This window comes from Streptomyces sp. NPDC053431 (assembly GCF_044544925.1).
Classification (GTDB): domain Bacteria; phylum Actinomycetota; class Actinomycetes; order Streptomycetales; family Streptomycetaceae; genus Streptomyces.
The window spans coordinates 98,955-115,146 of record NZ_JBITXX010000016.1; the positions used below are offsets into that span (position 1 = coordinate 98,955).

Sequence of the window (16,192 nt, forward strand, 5' to 3'; positions counted from 1 at the left end):
ATCCCGCACCCCCCGCCAGCCCGCCCTGCGGCGCGATCCCCCTGCGCCCTCAGCCTGCGCCGCGCCGACACGCGGTGCAACGCCGGGCGACGGAAAGGGGCGGGTCCGCCGGTTGCCGGGATCCGGCAACCGGACGGGGGTCAGTGCGCCTCCACCGTCACCGTGAAGGAGAAGCGGTCGCCGCGGTAGCGGATGCGGGCCACGTCGACGACCCGGCCGTCGGCGTCGTAGGTCACCCCCGTGTAGTGGAGGATCGGGGAGAGCAGGGGGACCTGGAGCAGGTTCGCCGTCTCCGGGTCGGCGAGGCGGGCCTCGACGGTGTCGGTGATCCGGCTGATCCGGACGCCCACGACGTCCCGGAGCACCTTCGTCATCGGCCAGCGCTCCAGATCGGCCGGGTCGATGCCCGCGGCGATGTCGGGGAGCACCGCGTTCTCCGCCCAGTTGGTGGGCTCACCGCTCTCCCCGTCGGCGCGGAGGCGCCGGAACACGGCGACCTCGGCGGTGCCCGGGAAGTACTCGGCGAGCTCGCCGGGGACCTGCTCCGTGCCGTGGCCGAGCACGGTGGTCCGCTCGCCGGACTGCTGGGCCACGATCGCGTCGATCGAGCCGAGCAGCCGGCGCGGGGTGGAGCGCCGGGCGCCCGGTTCGATGAAGGTGCCGCGCCGCCGGTGCCTGCTGATCAGGCCCTCCTCCTCCAGTTCCTTGAGGGCCTGGCGCATGGTCAGCACACTCACGCCGTAATGCGCCGCGAGCTGCTCCTCGGTGGGCAGCCGCAGCGAGGCGTCGGGGGTGCGGCCCAGTATGGAGGCGCGCAGCGACTGCGAGACCTGGTACCAGAGCGGCAGCTTCCGGTTCAGGACCAGCGAGTCGGGAGCGAAGGCGGTCACGGCTCTCTCCAACGACGACTACGAGACACCCGGCCGGATGTTACGGCTGTTCACGGCCGGAAGTGGCGCTCAAGACCCTGCCATACGTCGTCGTAGCCGCGCTGCAGGTGGTCGGCACCGGCCGCCTGGGCGGTGGCGGTGACCGGCCAGCGGGTCTCGAACATGAAGGCCAGACCGTCGTCGATCTTCTGCGGCTTCAGCTCGGCGGCACTGGCCTTGTCGAAGGTCTCCCGGTCGGGGCCGTGCGCGGACATCATGTTGTGCAGCGAGCCGCCGCCCGGCACGAAACCCTCCGCCTTGGCGTCGTACGCGCCCTCGATCAGGCCCATGTACTCGCTCATCACGTTGCGGTGGAAGTACGGGGGCCGGAAGGTGTCCTCGCCGACCAGCCAGCGCGGGGCGAAGACCACGAAGTCGACGCCGGCCAGACCGGGGGTGTCGGACGGCGAGGTGAGCACCGTGAAGATCGACGGGTCGGGGTGGTCGTAGGAGATCGTCCCGATGACGTTGAAGCGGCGCAGGTCGTAGACGTACGGGGTGTGGTTGCCGTGCCAGGCGACGACGTCCAGCGGCGAGTGGGTGTACGTCGCGGACCACAGGTTGCCGCAGTACTTGTTGACCACCTCGACCGGGCACTCGACGTCCTCGTAGGCGGCGACCGGCGCCCGGAAGTCGCGGGCGTTGGCCAGGCCGTTGGCGCCGATCGGGCCGAGGTCGGGCAGCTGGAACGGTGCGCCGTAGTTCTCGCACACGTAGCCGCGGGCGCGGTCGTCGAGGAGCTCGACGCGGAAGCGGACGCCGCGCGGGATCAGCGCGACCTCGCCGGGGCCGGCCGCGAGGTTGCCGAGCTCGGTGCGCAGCAGCAGTCCGCCGTGCTCGGGCACGATGAGCAGCTCGCCGTCGGCGTCGCTGAAGACCCGCTCCATGGAAGCGTTCGCGTGGTAGAGGTGCACGGCCATGCCGGCGCGCTGGGTCGCGTCACCGTTGCCGCCGAGGGTCCACAGACCGGCCAGCCAGTCCGTGCCGGGCGCCGGCTCCGGCAGCGGGTTCCAGCGCAGCCGGTTGGGATCGGGCACCGTCTCGGTGAACGGCGCGGAGCGCACGGCGCCGTTGTCGACACGGGTGAACGGGGGATGGGCGGCCGAGGGCCGGATCCGGTACAGCCACGAGCGCCGGTTGTGCGCCCGGGGCTCGGTGAAGGCGCTGCCGCTCAGCTGCTCCGCGTACAGCCCCAGCGGAGCCCGCTGCGGCGAGTTCCGGCCCTCGGGGAGGGCGCCGGGGACGGCCTCGGAGCTGTGCTCGTTGCCGAAGCCCGTGCTGTAGGTCAGCGCTTCGGCCGTCTTTCTCGCCTGTTCCGCCTGGGTCTCCGCGTTCATCGCGTGCTCCTGTCCTGACGCTCCCAACAATCCTATGCATGACCGTAGGATTCCGCTCCCGCTCGCGTCAACGGTGACTTTCCGGGCCCTTCCCGCCCCTTGTGGGTCTTTCCCGGGCCGTCCCGAGCCGGTCGGTGGGCGTCTTGGACGTGGTGGGTGCACGGGGGGTTCCAAAACATGAACATTGCTCTACTCTCACCCGCATGTCATGGACCCGACGGTTCGTTCTCGCGCTCTCGGTCGTGCTCGCGGCACTCGCCGCCGCCCTGTCCACCGCCCCCGCCGCCCAGGCGCACGAGGAGCGGCCCGTCACCTTCCCCGACGGCTCCGGCAGCGTGCCCGTGCTGCGCACCGGAGAGCCCGACCTGCTCGTCTGCAAGAGCGACCGGGCCGACTTCGCGCGGCGGATCGCGGCCTTCCCGGCGGACCTCAAGGCCCGCAACCTCGCCCTCTACGAGCGCTGCCGACGGCAGGGCCACCGCCATCTCCAGCAGGCCGTCGACGCCGTGAACCGGCCCGGCATGACCATCGCGATCCTGCCCGGGCTCTACGAGGAAGAGCCCTCCCTGCCCGCGCCCACCGGCGCGTGCGCCGCCCTGAAGGCGCCCAGGTCCGCGCTCGGCTACCAGATCCTCAGCTACGAACAGCAGCGCCGGTGCCCGCACAACCAGAACCTGGTCGCGATCCTCGGCAAGAAGAACCTGCAGATCGAAGGCACCGGAGCCTCCCGGCTCGACGTCGTCATCGACGCCAGGTACGCCAAACTCAACGCGATCCGCGCCGACGGCTCCGACGGCGTCTACTTCCGCAACTTCACCGCCCAGCGCACCACCTTCAACGCGCTCTACGTCCTCGCCGGCGACGGCTTCGTCATCGACGACGTCCTCACCCGCTGGAACGACGAGTACGGCTTCCTCACCTTCGCCTCCGACCACGGCCTCTACAAGAACTGCGAGTCCTACGGCAACGGCGACTCCGGCATCTACCCCGGCTCGGCCTCGAACATCAACGACGGCCGCGGCTACGACGTCCCCCGGCACTCCATCGAGATCACCGGCTGCCGCAGCCACCACAACATGGTCGGCTACAGCGGCACCGCCGGAGACTCCATCTACGTGCACGACAACGAGTTCGACCACAACATGGGCGGCGCCTCCATGGACTCCGCCTTCCCCGGCCACCCCGGACTGCCCCAGAACCACGCCCGCTTCGAGCGCAACCTGATCCACGACAACAACCAGAACTACTACCCGTACGTCGCCGACGGCACCTGTGCCAAGCCGCCCGTCGAGCGCGGCTACGAACAGGGCGTCGTCTGCCCCCAGATCTCCATGCCGCCCGGCACCGGCGTCATCACCGCCGGCGGCAACTGGAACCTCTACGAGAACAACTGGATCTACGGCCACCAGCGCTCCGCCTTCTTCCTCAGCGCCGTCCCCGCCTTCATCCGCGGCGAATCGGAGTGGGGCAAGCAGACCGACACCTCCCACCACAACCGCTACGCCGGCAACCACCTGGGCGTCGACCGCGCCGGCACCTCCCGGCCCAACCGCACCGACGTGTGGTGGGACGGCCAGGGCGGCGGCAACTGCTGGCAGTCCGACGCCGGCGCCGCCACCCCCTACGCCCTGCCCGCCTGCGGCCCCCGGTGGGGCGAGGTCTCCGGTGACACCCGCCGCCTCGTCGGCGAACCGGTCAAACTCGCCCAACTCCTCGTCTGCGCCGACTACGACGTCCAGGCCCGCCGACTGCCCGCGGGCTGCGACTGGTACGGCGCGCGCGGCATCCGGCGCGTCGAGACCCAGCTCGCCCTCGGCACCGCCGCCGTCCTGGCCCTCGTCGGCACGCTCCTGTGGTGGCGCCGGCTCCGGAACCACCGCCTGGCCGGCGTGGCCACCATCCTGGGCCTGCTCGGTCTGGCCCTCGACGTCGCCGGCTCGACCCTCGCCCTGACCCCGACCCTCCTCCCCGCCCTCGCCCTCCTCCTGACCGGCCTGTGGTGGACGGCCCTCGGCCTCGCCCTGCGACCGCACCGCCGGTTCTTCGCCTGGACCACGATCGCCCTCGGGGCGCTCACCCTCCTCGACGCCTTCGACAAGGCGGTCCTGATGATCCCCTGGATCCCCCTGAGCCCCGCCTGGGCACGCGCACTCCTCGCCGTGGTCTGGGTCCTGTGGGCCGCGATCGCCGCCGGCCCCGGCCGCCCGAGCCGGAACCGAACCGCGGACGCACACCCGGAGCACGCCGGACCGGCCCCGGCGGGGCCAGCCACGGCAGGACAGGCCCCTGCGGGCCCGGCCCCGGCCGACGGCCCCGGCGCCGCACCTACCGGCGGCGCCGCATGACCGCCCGCCGCCGGGCTGGCCGCCGCCGGGCCGGCCACCGCCGGGCCGACCACCGCGTGGCCGGCCGCCGTTCGGCCGCCGAGCGCGTGGCGCGCCGTCCGGCCGCCGACCGTGCGGCCCGTCGCCGTCCGGCCGCCGAGCGCGAGGCCGCCCGCCGCACGGGCGACGCCGGTGTGGCCGCGCGCCGTCCGGCCGCCGACCGCGTGGCCGGCCGCCGTCCGGCCGTCCGCCGTGCGGCCGCGCGCCGTGCGGCCCGCGCGGTGACCGTGCTGCTCGCCCTCGTCCTGGGCGCCGCGGCGGTCGCCGGCTGCGGCGGGCTTGCCACCACCCACCACAAGCCCGGGACCGGCCATCAGGAGGCGACCGGCGACAACGGCACCCTCCTCGCCGCGAGGGACGGTGCCGGGCACCGCCTCCGCGAGGTGCCCGCCGCCGGCGCGCCCGCCGTATGGATCGAGGCCCGTCCGGACAGCGAGGGCGGCTGGAACGTCCACCTCCTCGTGGAGAGGTTCCGCTTCACCCCCGAGAGCACCGGCGGCGCCGCCCTCCTCGGCCGCGGCCATGCCCGCCTCCTCGTCGACGGCCGCGAGACCACCCGCGCCTACGGCCCCTGGGTGCACGTCCCGGCCGGCGTCGGCGCCCGCACACTCACCGCCCGGCTCCTCGCCGACGACCACACCGTCTGGGCCGTCGCCGGCCGCCCCGTCGAGACCACCGTCCGCCTGGGCGCCGGCGCCCCCGCCGGCGCCTCCTCCGACGCGGGCGCCGACCCGCCCGGTACGCCCGCCGCCCCGGGCGCCACGCCCGCCACGCCCGCCGCCCCGGGCGCGGCGGGTACGCCCGCCGCCCCGGGCGGTACGCCCGCCGCACCGGCCGGCCGTACCCTCACCGTCACCGTCACCGGAGGCTCCGTACAACCACCCCCTTCCCGGGTCGAACTGAAGAAGGGCGAACGCCTCACCCTCCAGGTGACCAGCGACCGTGCCGACACCCTCCACGTCCACGGCTACGACCGCGAGATCGCCCTGTCTCCCGGCCGGCAGGCCACCCTGACGCTCACCGCCGACCGCACCGGACTCTTCGAGGTCGAGACCCACGAGTCCGGACTCGTGCTGACCCAACTCGTCGTCCGGTGACGGCACTCGGCCCGCTGCCGCTCGCCCATGGCGTGGGCGCCCGGCACGACCTGCCCCTCTCGCCCTTCTACGCGTACGCCGGCGCCTTCGCCGCGCTCTTCGTCTCCTTCCTCTCGCTCGGCCTGCTCTGGTCCTCCTCACGCTTCCGCGGCGCCCGGGCGGGCCGTCCGCTGCCCGCCGTCCTCCAGCGCCTCGCGGACGCCCCCGCCACCCGCACCGCCCTCCGCGCGCTCGGCGCCGCCGCCGCTCTCACCCTCGTCCTCCACCTCCTCCTCGGCCCCGACGACCCGGACCGCAACCCCGCCCCCGGCGCCGTCTACGTCCTGCTCTGGGTCGGCCTCGTGCCCGCCTCCCTCCTCCTCGGACCCGTCTGGCGACTCCTCAACCCCCTGCGCTCCCTGCACGCGCAACTCCCCATGCGGCGCCCGCCCCGGCCGGTCCCCACCCGGCTCGGCATCCGGCCCGCGGCCGCCGGACTCCTGCTCTTCACCTGGCTCGAGCTCGTCGCCCCCGACAACACCGGCACCCCCGTCCTCCTCGCGGCCCTCGCCGTCCACAGCGCCGTCCAGCTCATCGGCGCCGCACGGCACGGCCCCGACTGGTTCGCCCACGCCGACCCCTTCGAGGTCTACTCCTCCCTTCTCGCCCGGCTCTCCCCGCTCGGCCGCCGCGCCGACGGGCGCCTGGTCCTGCGCTCCCCCCTCAACGGCCTCGACGCCACCCCACCCGCGCCCGGCCTCGTTGCCACCGTCTGCGTCCTCCTCGGCTCCACCGCCTACGACGGCCTGTCCGACAACCCCCGCTGGATCACCGCCCTCCAGACCTCACCCCTCGGCCGCACCCCCACCGCCACGCTCGGCCTGCTCGCCGCCGTCGCCCTCGTGGCCGCGCTCTACGGGCTGTGCGCCGGCGCCCTGCGCCTGCTCAACCGCGAACTCACCACCCCGCTCACCTCCTTCGCCCACTCGCTCCTGCCCATCGCCCTCGGCTATCTCGTCGCGCACTACTTCACACTCCTCGTCACTGAAGGACCACGCACCGTCATCATTGCAGCGGGCACTGACAACGCCCCCCTGCCCGCTCCCGCCCTCGGCCCCGGCGGCCTCGCCACCCTCCAGGTCGCCGCGATCGTCACCGGCCACGTCCTCGGCGTCGTCGCCGCGCACGACCGGTCCGTCCGCCTCTTCCCGGCCGCGCGGGCGGTCGCCGGCCAACTCCCGCTGTTCGCCCTGATGATCGCGTACACCCTCGGCGGGATCGGCCTGCTGATCGCCTGACGCCCACCGGAGCGGCATGATGGTCCCCGTGCCCCAGCCCACCCCCAAGCCCTCGCCCGCCCCGGGCCGGGCGCCCGCACTCCGCCGCGCCCCCGTCCAGCAGCGCAGCGCAGAACGCCTCGCCCGGATCCTCGAGGCCTGCGCCGAGCTCCTCGACGAGACCGGCTACGAGCAGCTGAGCACCCGCGCCGTCGCCGCCCGCGCGGGCGTCCCCATCGGCTCCGTCTACCGCTTCTTCGGCAACAAGCGGGCCATGGTCGCCGCCCTCGCCCACCGCAACCTCGACAGCTACGCCGACCGGATCGGCGCCGGACTCGCCGCGCTGCCCGCCGTCGACGCCCTGAGCGTCATCGACACGGTCCTCGACGCGTACATCGCCATGAAGCGGACCGTGCCGGGCTTCGCCCTCGTCGACTTCGGCGTCCCCTCCGCCGCCCCGGCCGAACCGGGCGACGAGGACCCCAACCACCTGGTCGCCGACCGCATCTGCGGCCTGCTCGCCGCCCCGCTCGGCCGGCCCGCCGACGCGGTCCTGCTGCGCAAGGTCCTCGTCGGCGTCGAGGCCACCGACGCCCTCCTCCGGCTCGCCTTCCGCACCGACCCGGCCGGCGACCCCGCCCTCATCGCCGAGACCCGCGCCCTCCTGCACGCCTACCTCGCGCCGTCGTTGGGTCAGGGCGCGTCGGACAGGTAGCGGCGCCTCGGGCCGGGCGGCCTGACCTTCCGCGCACCCGGGAGGGCATGCCTTTCCGGTCGGGCCCGGTCAGAGGCCTGTCGTACGTCCCTACCGGTCGGTATGCTCGCGCTTGCCCGTGCGCCACCGCCGCCCCCAGGGAGACCGCCATGTCGGAGACGTCCGTGCCGGAGCCCCTCGCAGCGGGGCCCCTCACGCCTGAGGGCTCCACGCCGTGGCCCCTCACGCCGGAGCCCTCCTCCCCGGAGAGCTCCACGCCGGAGCCCCTCACGCCGCAGCACGCCTCGCCCGAAAGCTCCACGCCGTCCACGGCCCCCCGCATCTGCCCGCTCTGCGAGGCGACCTGCGGGCTCACCCTCACCCTCGACGCGGGGCGCGTCACGGCCGCCCGCGGCGACCGGGACGACATCTTCAGCCGCGGCTTCATCTGCCCCAAGGGCGCCGCCTTCCCCGAGGTCGACGCCGACCCCGACCGGCTCACCGGCCCCCTCCTGCGGGAGAACGGCGTCCTGCGCGACGCCACCTGGGACGAGGCCTTCGACCTGATCGCCGCACGCGTCCGCCCGCTGATCGAGGAGCACGGGCCCCAGGCCGTAGGCATCGTCCTCGGCAATCCCAACGTCCACACCGTCGCAGGCGCCCTCTACCCGCCCCTCCTCATCGGCGCCGTGGGCACCCGCAACCTCTTCACGGCCTCCACGCTCGACCAGATGCCCAAGCACGTCTCCAGCGGACTGCTCTTCGGCGACGCCTTCGCCGTCCCGGTGCCCGACCTCGACCGCACCGACCACCTCCTGATGCTGGGCGCCAACCCGCTGGACTCCAACGGCAGCCTGTGCACCGCACCCGACTTCCCCGGCCGGCTCAAGGCGCTGCGCCGCCGCGGCGGCACGCTCACCGTCGTCGACCCCCGGCGCACGCGCACCGCCCGGCTGGCCGACCGCCACCTCGCCATCCGTCCCGGAGCCGACGCCCTCTTCCTCGCGGCCCTCGTCCACACCCTCTTCGCCGAGGGGCTCACCGACCTCGGCGCCCTCGAAGCCCACACGGCGGCCGGCGGCGTCGAGGAAGTGCGCGAGGCGATACGGGAGTTCACCCCCGAGGCGGTCGCCGCCGCCTGCGATCTGGACGCGGAGGCCATCCGTGCCACCGCCCGTGAGCTCGCCGCCGCCCCGACCGCCGCCGTCTACGGCCGGATGGGCGCGTCCACCGTCGCGTACGGCACCCTCGGCAACTGGCTCGTCGACGTCCTCAACATCCTCACCGGCAACCTCGACCGCCCCGGCGGCGCCCTCTTCCCGCTCTCCGCCACGACCCCCGCGCCCCGCCCCGCGGGCCCCGGCAAGGGCTTCGCGCTCGGCCGCTGGGCCAGCCGGGTCTCCGGCCACCCCGAGGCCAAGGGCGAACTGCCGCTCGCCGCCCTCGCCGAGGAGATCGACACCCCAGGCGAGGGGCGCATCCGCGCCGTCGTCACCGTCGCCGCCAACCCCGTCCTCTCCGCCCCCGACGGGCGGCGTCTCGACGCGGCCCTGGAGTCGCTCGACTTCATGGTCGCCGTCGACCCGTACCTCAACGAGACCTCCCGGCACGCCGACGTGGTCCTTCCCCCGCCGCCGCCCTCGCAGAGCGCGCACTTCGACTTCGCCTTCAACCAGTTCGCCGTCCGCAACCAGGTCCGCTACACCCCGGCCGCCGTCCCCCTCGCCCCCGGCCGCATGGACGAGTGCGAGATCCACGCCCGGCTGATCCTCGCGGTCTCCGGCATGCACGGCGCCCCGCCCTCGGCCGTGGACGACCTCGCCATCGACACCACCCTCGCCAAGGCCGTCGCCCAGGAGCACTCGCCGCTGTACGGGGCGGACCCCAAGGCCGTGGCCGCCGGCCTCACCGGGGCCACCGGGCCCGAGCGGCGTCTCGACCTGATGCTGCGCCTCGGCGCGTACGCCCGCTCGCACGGCCTCACCCTCGACGCCCTGCGTGCCGCGCCCCACGGCATCGACCTCGGTCCGCTCGCCCCCCGACTGCCCGGGCTCCTCAAGACCCGCAGCGGGCGCATCGAGCTGCTGCCCGCGCCGATCGCCGCCGACCTGCCCCGGCTGCGCGCGGCCCTCGGCTCCGTACCCGACCCGGGCACCCTCCAGCTGGTCGGGCGGCGCCATCTGCGCTCCAACAACAGCTGGCTGCACAACATCCCCGCCCTCACCGGCGGCTCCAACCGCTGCACGCTCCAGGTCCACCCGGCGGACGCGGCCCGGCTGGGCCTGACGGCGGGGGAGGCGGCCCGGATCAAGGGCGAGGGCGGGGAGATCGAGGCCGAGGTGGAGGTCACGGACTCCGTCCGCCCGGGTGTCGTGAGCCTCCCGCACGGCTGGGGCCACGACCGGCCCGGCACCCGGCTCGGGGTCGCCGCGGGCCGTCCCGGGGTCAACGTCAACCAACTGCTCGACGGCTCCCGGCTGGACCCCCTGTCGGGCACCGCCGTCCTCAACGGTTTCCCCGTCCACGTCGGCCCGGTCGGGTCACCCGGCGCGTGACCTGGGCGTGCCCTGGTCGGCGACCTGGCCTGTGACCTGGGGTTTTGCTCGTATTGCTCACACGTCAACGTCTTGTTAACGCCGGAAGGGGGCACCTACCGTCATCCGCACCGCCGCTCTGGCGGGTGTTCAAGGGTGAACGTGAGGTGTCCTCCCATGCTGACCATCCTCGGCTTCGCCATGATCGCGACCTTCCTGGTCCTGATCATGATGAAGAAGATGTCGCCGATCGCGGCGCTCGTGCTCATACCCGCGCTGTTCTGCGTCGCTGTCGGACAAGGGGCCCAGCTGGGGGACTACGTCATCGAGGGCGTCGGCAAGCTGGCGCCCACGGCCGCGATGCTGATGTTCGCGATCGTCTACTTCGGCGTCATGATCGACGTCGGTCTCTTCGACCCGATCGTCCGCGGCATCCTGCGCTTCTGCAAGGCCGACCCGGTGCGCGTCGTGGTCGGTACGGCGGTGCTCGCGGCCGTCGTCTCGCTCGACGGTGACGGTTCGACGACCTTCATGATCACCGTCTCCGCGATGTATCCGCTCTACAAGCGCCTCGGCATGAGCCTCGTCGTCATGACGGGTGTCGCCGCCACCGCCAACGGGGTCATGAACACCCTCCCGTGGGGCGGCCCCACGGCGCGCGCGGCCACCGCGCTCAAGCTGGACGCGGCCGACATCTTCGTGCCGATGATCCCCGCGCTCGGCGTCGGCCTGCTCTTCGTCTTCGTCCTCGCCTACGTCCTCGGCCGCCGCGAACGCAAGCGCATCGGCTACCTGAGCCTCGACGAGGTGCTCACCGAGAGGACCGAGACCGTCCTGGTGGAGGCCGGTGGCGGCACCGGACGTGACCGGGGTGCCGCGAAGGCCGCCGGTGTCGGCTCGGGCGCCGGACTCGGCTCGGGCGCCGGTCTGCCCGACGACGGTCAGGGCGAGAACGGCCAGGGTGACCACAGTCAGGGCAAGAACGGTCAGGGTGACGACGGCTTCCAGGGGCTCGACCCGAGGCGCGCGACGCTGCGGCCGAAGCTCTACTGGTTCAACGCCGGGCTCACCGTCGCCCTGCTCGCCGCGATGATCATGGAGCTGCTGCCGATCCCGGTCCTCTTCCTGCTGGGCGCCGCGCTCGCGCTCACCGTGAACTTCCCCAAGGTGGGTGACCAGAAGGCCCGGATCGCCGCCCACGCGGACAACGTCCTCAACGTCGCCGGCATGGTCTTCGCCGCCGCGGTCTTCACCGGCGTCCTCACCGGCACCGGCATGGTCAAGCACATGGCGGACTGGCTGGTCGGCGCCATCCCCGAGGGCATGGGCCCGCACATGGCGCTGGTCACCGGCGTGCTGAGCCTGCCGCTCACGTACTTCATGTCCAACGACGGCTTCTACTTCGGCGTTCTGCCGGTGCTCGCCGAGGCGGGCGCGGCCCATGGCGTGTCCCCGCTGGAGATCGCCCGGGCCTCCCTGGTCGGCCAGGCGCTGCACATGTCGAGCCCGCTGGTCCCGGCCGTCTACGTGCTCGTCGGCATGGCGAAGGTGGAGTTCGGCGACCACACGAGGTTCACGGTGAAGTGGGCCGCGCTGACCTCGTTGGCGGTCCTGGCGGCGGGGATCCTGTTCGGAATCATCTAGTCCGTACGGGACAGCCGAGGGCCGGACGGGTGGAAGTCGGAGGGTGGCGCGGCGAGGCGCCACCCTCCGTAGCTATGGGATGACAAATAGTCAGATTATCGGCCCTGCTGATCCGATGTCTGACGACTGGAGGAACCCCCGCATGACCGCTTCGGCTCTCCGCCCCCTGCTCTCCACGGCCGCGACCGCACTGGTCCTGAGCTCGGTCGCCCTCGCCGGGGCGCCCTCGGCGTTCGCCGCGCCCGGGGACGACGGAGACATCAAGGTCCACAACGCCGGCCCGAACCCGCCGCGCACGCCCGAGAACGACGAGCGCAACGTGCCCCAGGTGTGCCCGTTCTACTTCGCGGCCTTCAACTTCAACGACATCGTTCCGCCGTCGATCCACTGGGACATCTACAACCAGCCGCAACCCGGCAACGCGGTTCTCTCGGGCAACATCGCGCTGGACAGCAACGGCGACGGACACAGCATCGACCTGACGCTCCCCGACGGCATGTACAAGGTCGAGGTGACCTGGCCGGGGCAGCAGGGCGCCAAGAAGAGCAAGGTGTTCAGGGTCGAGTGCGCGACCCCGCCGCCCACCAACCCGCCCACCAACCCGCCCACCACGGGCGGCAACAACGGCGGCAACGGCCACCACAAGCCGCCCCACGGCCCGGTCGGCGCGGGCGGCGGCGGAGCGGCCGACTCCACCGGCACCACTGACGACGGCTCCGCCTTCGGCGTCGGATCCGCCCTCGCCGCGGGTCTCGCGGGCACCGCGGGTCTGATCCTCATCCGCCGTTCGCGCCGCCGCGACAATGGCGTCGCGTAGGACCGCCTCCTTGCGCAGGACGGCTCCCGCCGGCCGGGCTCCCCACCCTCTCCCGTACGGGCGGAGCCCGCGCCGGCCCCACCTGCGCGGCCTGGCCTCGCGCAGACCCACCACCCGGCGGCAACGCCGGCTCCTCAGGCTCACCAGAACCGTCGCCGTGACCCTGTCCCTGGTCATCGGCGGCGTCTGGTGGGCCGCCGACGACGGCGAAACGGCCGGACCGGCGCTCGCCGTGGGCCCCGCGGCCCACGGCGTGGCCCGGCCGGCCGCGGCGGACCCCAAGCCGAAGAGCACGCCGCGGGCCAAGGCGACGGCGAAGCCCCAGCCCCCGCCCGCCCCCCTGGGCCGCTCGCGGCCCACCACCCTCGCCGTCCCCGCGATCACCATCGAGGCCCCCGTACTCGGGCTCGACCTCGACGCGTCCGGGCAGCTCGCCACCCCGCCCGTCGACAATCCCCGGGTGGTCGGCTGGTACGCCAAGGGCGTGACGCCCGGAGAACGCGGCACCGCCGTCGTCGTCGGCCACCGGGACACCCGGACCGGCCCGGCGATCTTCCTCAACCTCAACTCGCTCGCCCCCGGCAACACGGTCCGGATCGCCCGCGCCGACGGCCGCGTCGCCGTCTTCACGGTCGACCGGGTCCGTACGTACGCCAAGTCGGCCTTCCCCGACGAGGAGGTGTACGGCGCCACGGGCCGTCCCGAGCTCCGCCTGCTCACCTGCGGCGGAAACTTCGACCGCAAGGAGGGCTACGCCTCGAACATCGTGGTCTTCGCCCACCTCACCGGTGTCGACCGGGAGATCTGACCACCGGGGCCCCCTCGGGCCGCGTCGACCGACCGCACCGGAACTCGCCTTCCGGGCCGGTCAGGGGCGACGCCCCGGCCCCGGAGGGCCCCGGTCCCTCTGCGCGCCCGCCGGATACGGTGGCCTTGCCGCGCGTCCGGCCTTGCCGCGCGTCCGGCCGCCCGTGCGTCCGGCCGCCCGTGCGAACTCCGCGGCGGCCTCCCGCGCGGCCCGGCGCGTCGAGCGCGACCGCGCATACTGCCCTGGTCTCCGTCTCGGCGAGCCGCCCGCCTGCCCGGCGGGCTGACGCCACCTCGGCCGCCGCCTCTGTCGCCGCTGTCCGCCTCGGCCGCTGTCACCTCGGCGGCCCGCCCGGGGCGCCCGTACGCCGGTGGCGCCGAGGCCATGCCATGTGCCATCCGCCGTGCCCGTCTCCGGCGGCCGGCGAGCAGCGCGAGCGCCCCTTCGGGGCGCCCCTCGTGCACGGCCGGTTCCGCCCGCGCGCGACCGCTCACTGCGCCTCGTACCGCGCGCCTGGTGGCTCCCGTGCGACCTGACGTGATGGACCGTTCCGCCGGACCGGCCGGTGCTTCCGTGCCCGGATCGGCCGGCGCTTCCGCGCGCGGCTCGGCCGCCCGTCTCCGTGCGCGAACCGGGCGCGACCCAGGCCGTGTGGCCGGCACCACACGGCCTTCGCCCTCGGCGTCCCCGACGGCCGTCCCGGCCGGCTCGCGGGCCTCGGGCCCCGGTCGACTCCTCGATCAGCAGGTGCGGCGCGGCCGGAACGGCCGACTCGACGCCGGCGCGGTTGCCCCCCGAGCGCAGCCCCCGCCGCCTCCGTGAAGCGGTCCTGGGGCCGGGCAAGGCGGAATCCGCCAGTTCGCGGCGGTCAGGGCTGTCCGGGCGGGCCGTGGACAGGGCGGGGGGCGGGAGGCGACGATCGCTCCGTACCGGGACGTACCTGGGACGAGCCCGTGCGGAGGAGCCCGGCGGGCCGGAGGGGCAGGGGCCTGGCGCCAGAAAACTAACAGCGCTAGTTTGGGTACTCGCGCGTAGCCCGGCCCGGCGACGACGCCGCCCGGACCACGCGCGGAACCGGTCGCCTCGGGCACCGCCCGGCGACGACCACCCGGAGAACCCGGCCCGGCCCCCGGCCCCGGCCGGCCGCACCCCCGGCCCCCGGCCGTACGCGCGAACACGCCCGGCCCAGGCCGTACGCGTACGCGCGTCCCGGCCCGGCCGGAGCCCGACGCGCGGCCGGACCACCGTCACGACCAGCGAGGAGAGACAGCGGATGAAGGCCCACGACGCGATGTACATCGGCGGGGAGTGGCGCGCCGCCGCCTCCACGGAGACGATCCCCGTGCTGGACCCGGCGACCGAGGAGGTCGTCGCCCATGTCCCGGCCGGCACCGCCGAGGACGTCGACGCCGCCGTGCGCGCCGCCCGCGCGGCCTTCCCCGGCTGGGCCGCCACCCCGCCCGCCGAGCGTGCCGCCCGGCTCGCCGCCCTGCGCGACGCGCTCGCGGCGCGGGCCGAGGAGATCGCCGCCACCGTGACCACCGAGCTCGGCGCCCCGCCGCAGCTCGCCGCCGCCGTGCACACCGGGCTGCCGATCGCCGTGGCCGGCTCGTACGCCGAACTCGCCGCGACCCACCCCTTCGAGGAGAAGGTCGGCAACTCGACCGTCTACTCCGAGCCGGTCGGCGTCGTCGCCGCGATCACCCCCTGGAACTACCCGCTCCACCAGATCGTCGCCAAGGTCGCCCCGGCCCTCGCCGCCGGCTGCTCGATCGTCCTCAAGCCCGCCGAGGACACCCCGCTCACCGCCCAGCTGTTCGCCGAGGCCGTGCACGAGGCCGGGGTCCCGGCCGGTGTCTTCAACCTCGTCACCGGCCTCGGCACGGTCGCCGGACAGGCGCTCGCCGAGCACCCCGACGTCGACCTCGTCTCCTTCACCGGCTCCACCGCCGTCGGCCGGAAGATCGGCGCGCTCGCCGGCGGCGCCGTCAAGCGGGTCGCCCTGGAGCTCGGGGGCAAGTCCGCCAACGTGATCCTGCCGAGCGCCGACCTCGGCAAGGCCGTCGCCGTCGGCGTCGCCAACGTCATGTCCAACTCCGGGCAGACCTGCAGCGCGTGGACCCGGATGCTGGTCCCCGCCGACCGCTACGAGGAGGCGGTCGAGCTGGCCGCCGCCGCAGTCGCCAAGTACGTCCCCGGGGAGCGCGTCGGCCCGCTGGTCAACGCGAGGCAGCGCGACCGGGTCCGCGGCTACATCGAGCAGGGCGTCGCCGAGGGCGCCCGGATCGTCGCGGGCGGCCCGGAGGCCCCGCGCGAGACCGGCTACTACGTCGCCCCGACCGTCTTCGCCGACGTCACCCCCGACATGACCATCGCCCAGGAGGAGATCTTCGGCCCGGTCGTCTCGATCATCCGTTACGAGGACGAGGCCGACGCCCTCGCCATCGCCAACGGCACCGTGTACGGGCTCGCCGGCGCGGTCTGGGGCGAGCCGGAGGAGGCCGTCGCCTTCGCCCGACGCATGGAGACCGGCCAGGTCGACATCAACGGCGGCCGCTTCAACCCGCTGGCCCCGTTCGGCGGCTGGAAGCAGTCCGGCGTCGGCCGCGAGCTCGGCGCGCACGGCCTGGCCGAGTACCTCCAGACCAAGTCCCTGCAGTTCTGAGCGCCGTACGACCCTGGCCGCACCGAC

The 16,192-nt window shown here is 74.2% G+C and carries 11 protein-coding genes; 9 read left to right on the forward strand and 2 right to left on the reverse strand.

Annotated elements, in window-relative coordinates; genetic code table 11:
* Window positions 1–140 precede the first annotated feature (140 nt).
* Window positions 141–890 carry a GntR family transcriptional regulator gene (locus ACIGXE_RS29835; RefSeq protein WP_399752060.1) on the reverse strand — a complete coding sequence of 250 codons (750 nt, stop codon included), beginning with the start codon at window positions 888–890 and terminating at the stop codon, window positions 141–143.
* A gap of 50 nt (window positions 891–940) precedes the next feature.
* Complete coding sequence (hmgA, locus tag ACIGXE_RS29840) at window positions 941–2,266, reverse strand: homogentisate 1,2-dioxygenase (RefSeq protein ID WP_399752062.1); 1,326 nt, start codon at window positions 2,264–2,266, stop codon at window positions 941–943.
* Window positions 2,267–2,469: 203 nt separating this feature from the next.
* Between hmgA and ACIGXE_RS29845 the strand changes: the two genes are divergently transcribed.
* The 9 genes from ACIGXE_RS29845 (at window position 2,470) to ACIGXE_RS29885 (ending at window position 16,165) form a co-directional block, all read left to right on the forward strand.
* Window positions 2,470–4,611 (forward strand): right-handed parallel beta-helix repeat-containing protein, encoded by a 2,142-nt coding sequence (locus ACIGXE_RS29845; protein WP_399752064.1) that lies wholly within the window; start codon window positions 2,470–2,472, stop codon window positions 4,609–4,611.
* On the forward strand, window positions 4,608–5,747 hold the full coding sequence (locus ACIGXE_RS29850; protein WP_399752066.1) for a hypothetical protein: 1,140 nt from the start codon (window positions 4,608–4,610) through the stop codon (window positions 5,745–5,747). Before ACIGXE_RS29845 ends, ACIGXE_RS29850 begins: the two co-directional genes overlap by 4 nt.
* Window positions 5,744–7,024 (forward strand): hypothetical protein, encoded by a 1,281-nt coding sequence (locus tag ACIGXE_RS29855; RefSeq protein ID WP_399752068.1) that lies wholly within the window; start codon window positions 5,744–5,746, stop codon window positions 7,022–7,024. The genes ACIGXE_RS29850 and ACIGXE_RS29855 overlap by 4 nt, the downstream gene beginning before the upstream one ends.
* A gap of 19 nt (window positions 7,025–7,043) precedes the next feature.
* On the forward strand, window positions 7,044–7,718 hold the full coding sequence (locus tag ACIGXE_RS29860) for a TetR/AcrR family transcriptional regulator (RefSeq protein ID WP_399752209.1): 675 nt from the start codon (window positions 7,044–7,046) through the stop codon (window positions 7,716–7,718).
* A 149-nt stretch (window positions 7,719–7,867) separates the two neighbouring features.
* Window positions 7,868–10,252 carry a molybdopterin oxidoreductase family protein gene (locus ACIGXE_RS29865; protein ID WP_399752070.1) on the forward strand — a complete coding sequence of 795 codons (2,385 nt, stop codon included), beginning with the start codon at window positions 7,868–7,870 and terminating at the stop codon, window positions 10,250–10,252.
* A 156-nt stretch (window positions 10,253–10,408) separates the two neighbouring features.
* Window positions 10,409–11,875 carry a CitMHS family transporter gene (locus tag ACIGXE_RS29870; protein WP_399752071.1) on the forward strand — a complete coding sequence of 489 codons (1,467 nt, stop codon included), beginning with the start codon at window positions 10,409–10,411 and terminating at the stop codon, window positions 11,873–11,875.
* A gap of 142 nt (window positions 11,876–12,017) precedes the next feature.
* The gene (locus ACIGXE_RS29875; protein WP_399752074.1) at window positions 12,018–12,692 is read left to right on the forward strand and encodes a hypothetical protein; all 675 of its coding nucleotides are present in this window, start codon (window positions 12,018–12,020) and stop codon (window positions 12,690–12,692) included.
* A gap of 157 nt (window positions 12,693–12,849) precedes the next feature.
* Entirely contained in the window at window positions 12,850–13,500 is a 651-nt protein-coding gene (locus ACIGXE_RS29880; protein WP_399752076.1) for a class F sortase, read from the forward strand.
* 1,273 nt (window positions 13,501–14,773) lie between these two features.
* On the forward strand, window positions 14,774–16,165 hold the full coding sequence (locus ACIGXE_RS29885) for an aldehyde dehydrogenase family protein (protein ID WP_399752078.1): 1,392 nt from the start codon (window positions 14,774–14,776) through the stop codon (window positions 16,163–16,165).
* Window positions 16,166–16,192 lie beyond the last annotated feature (27 nt).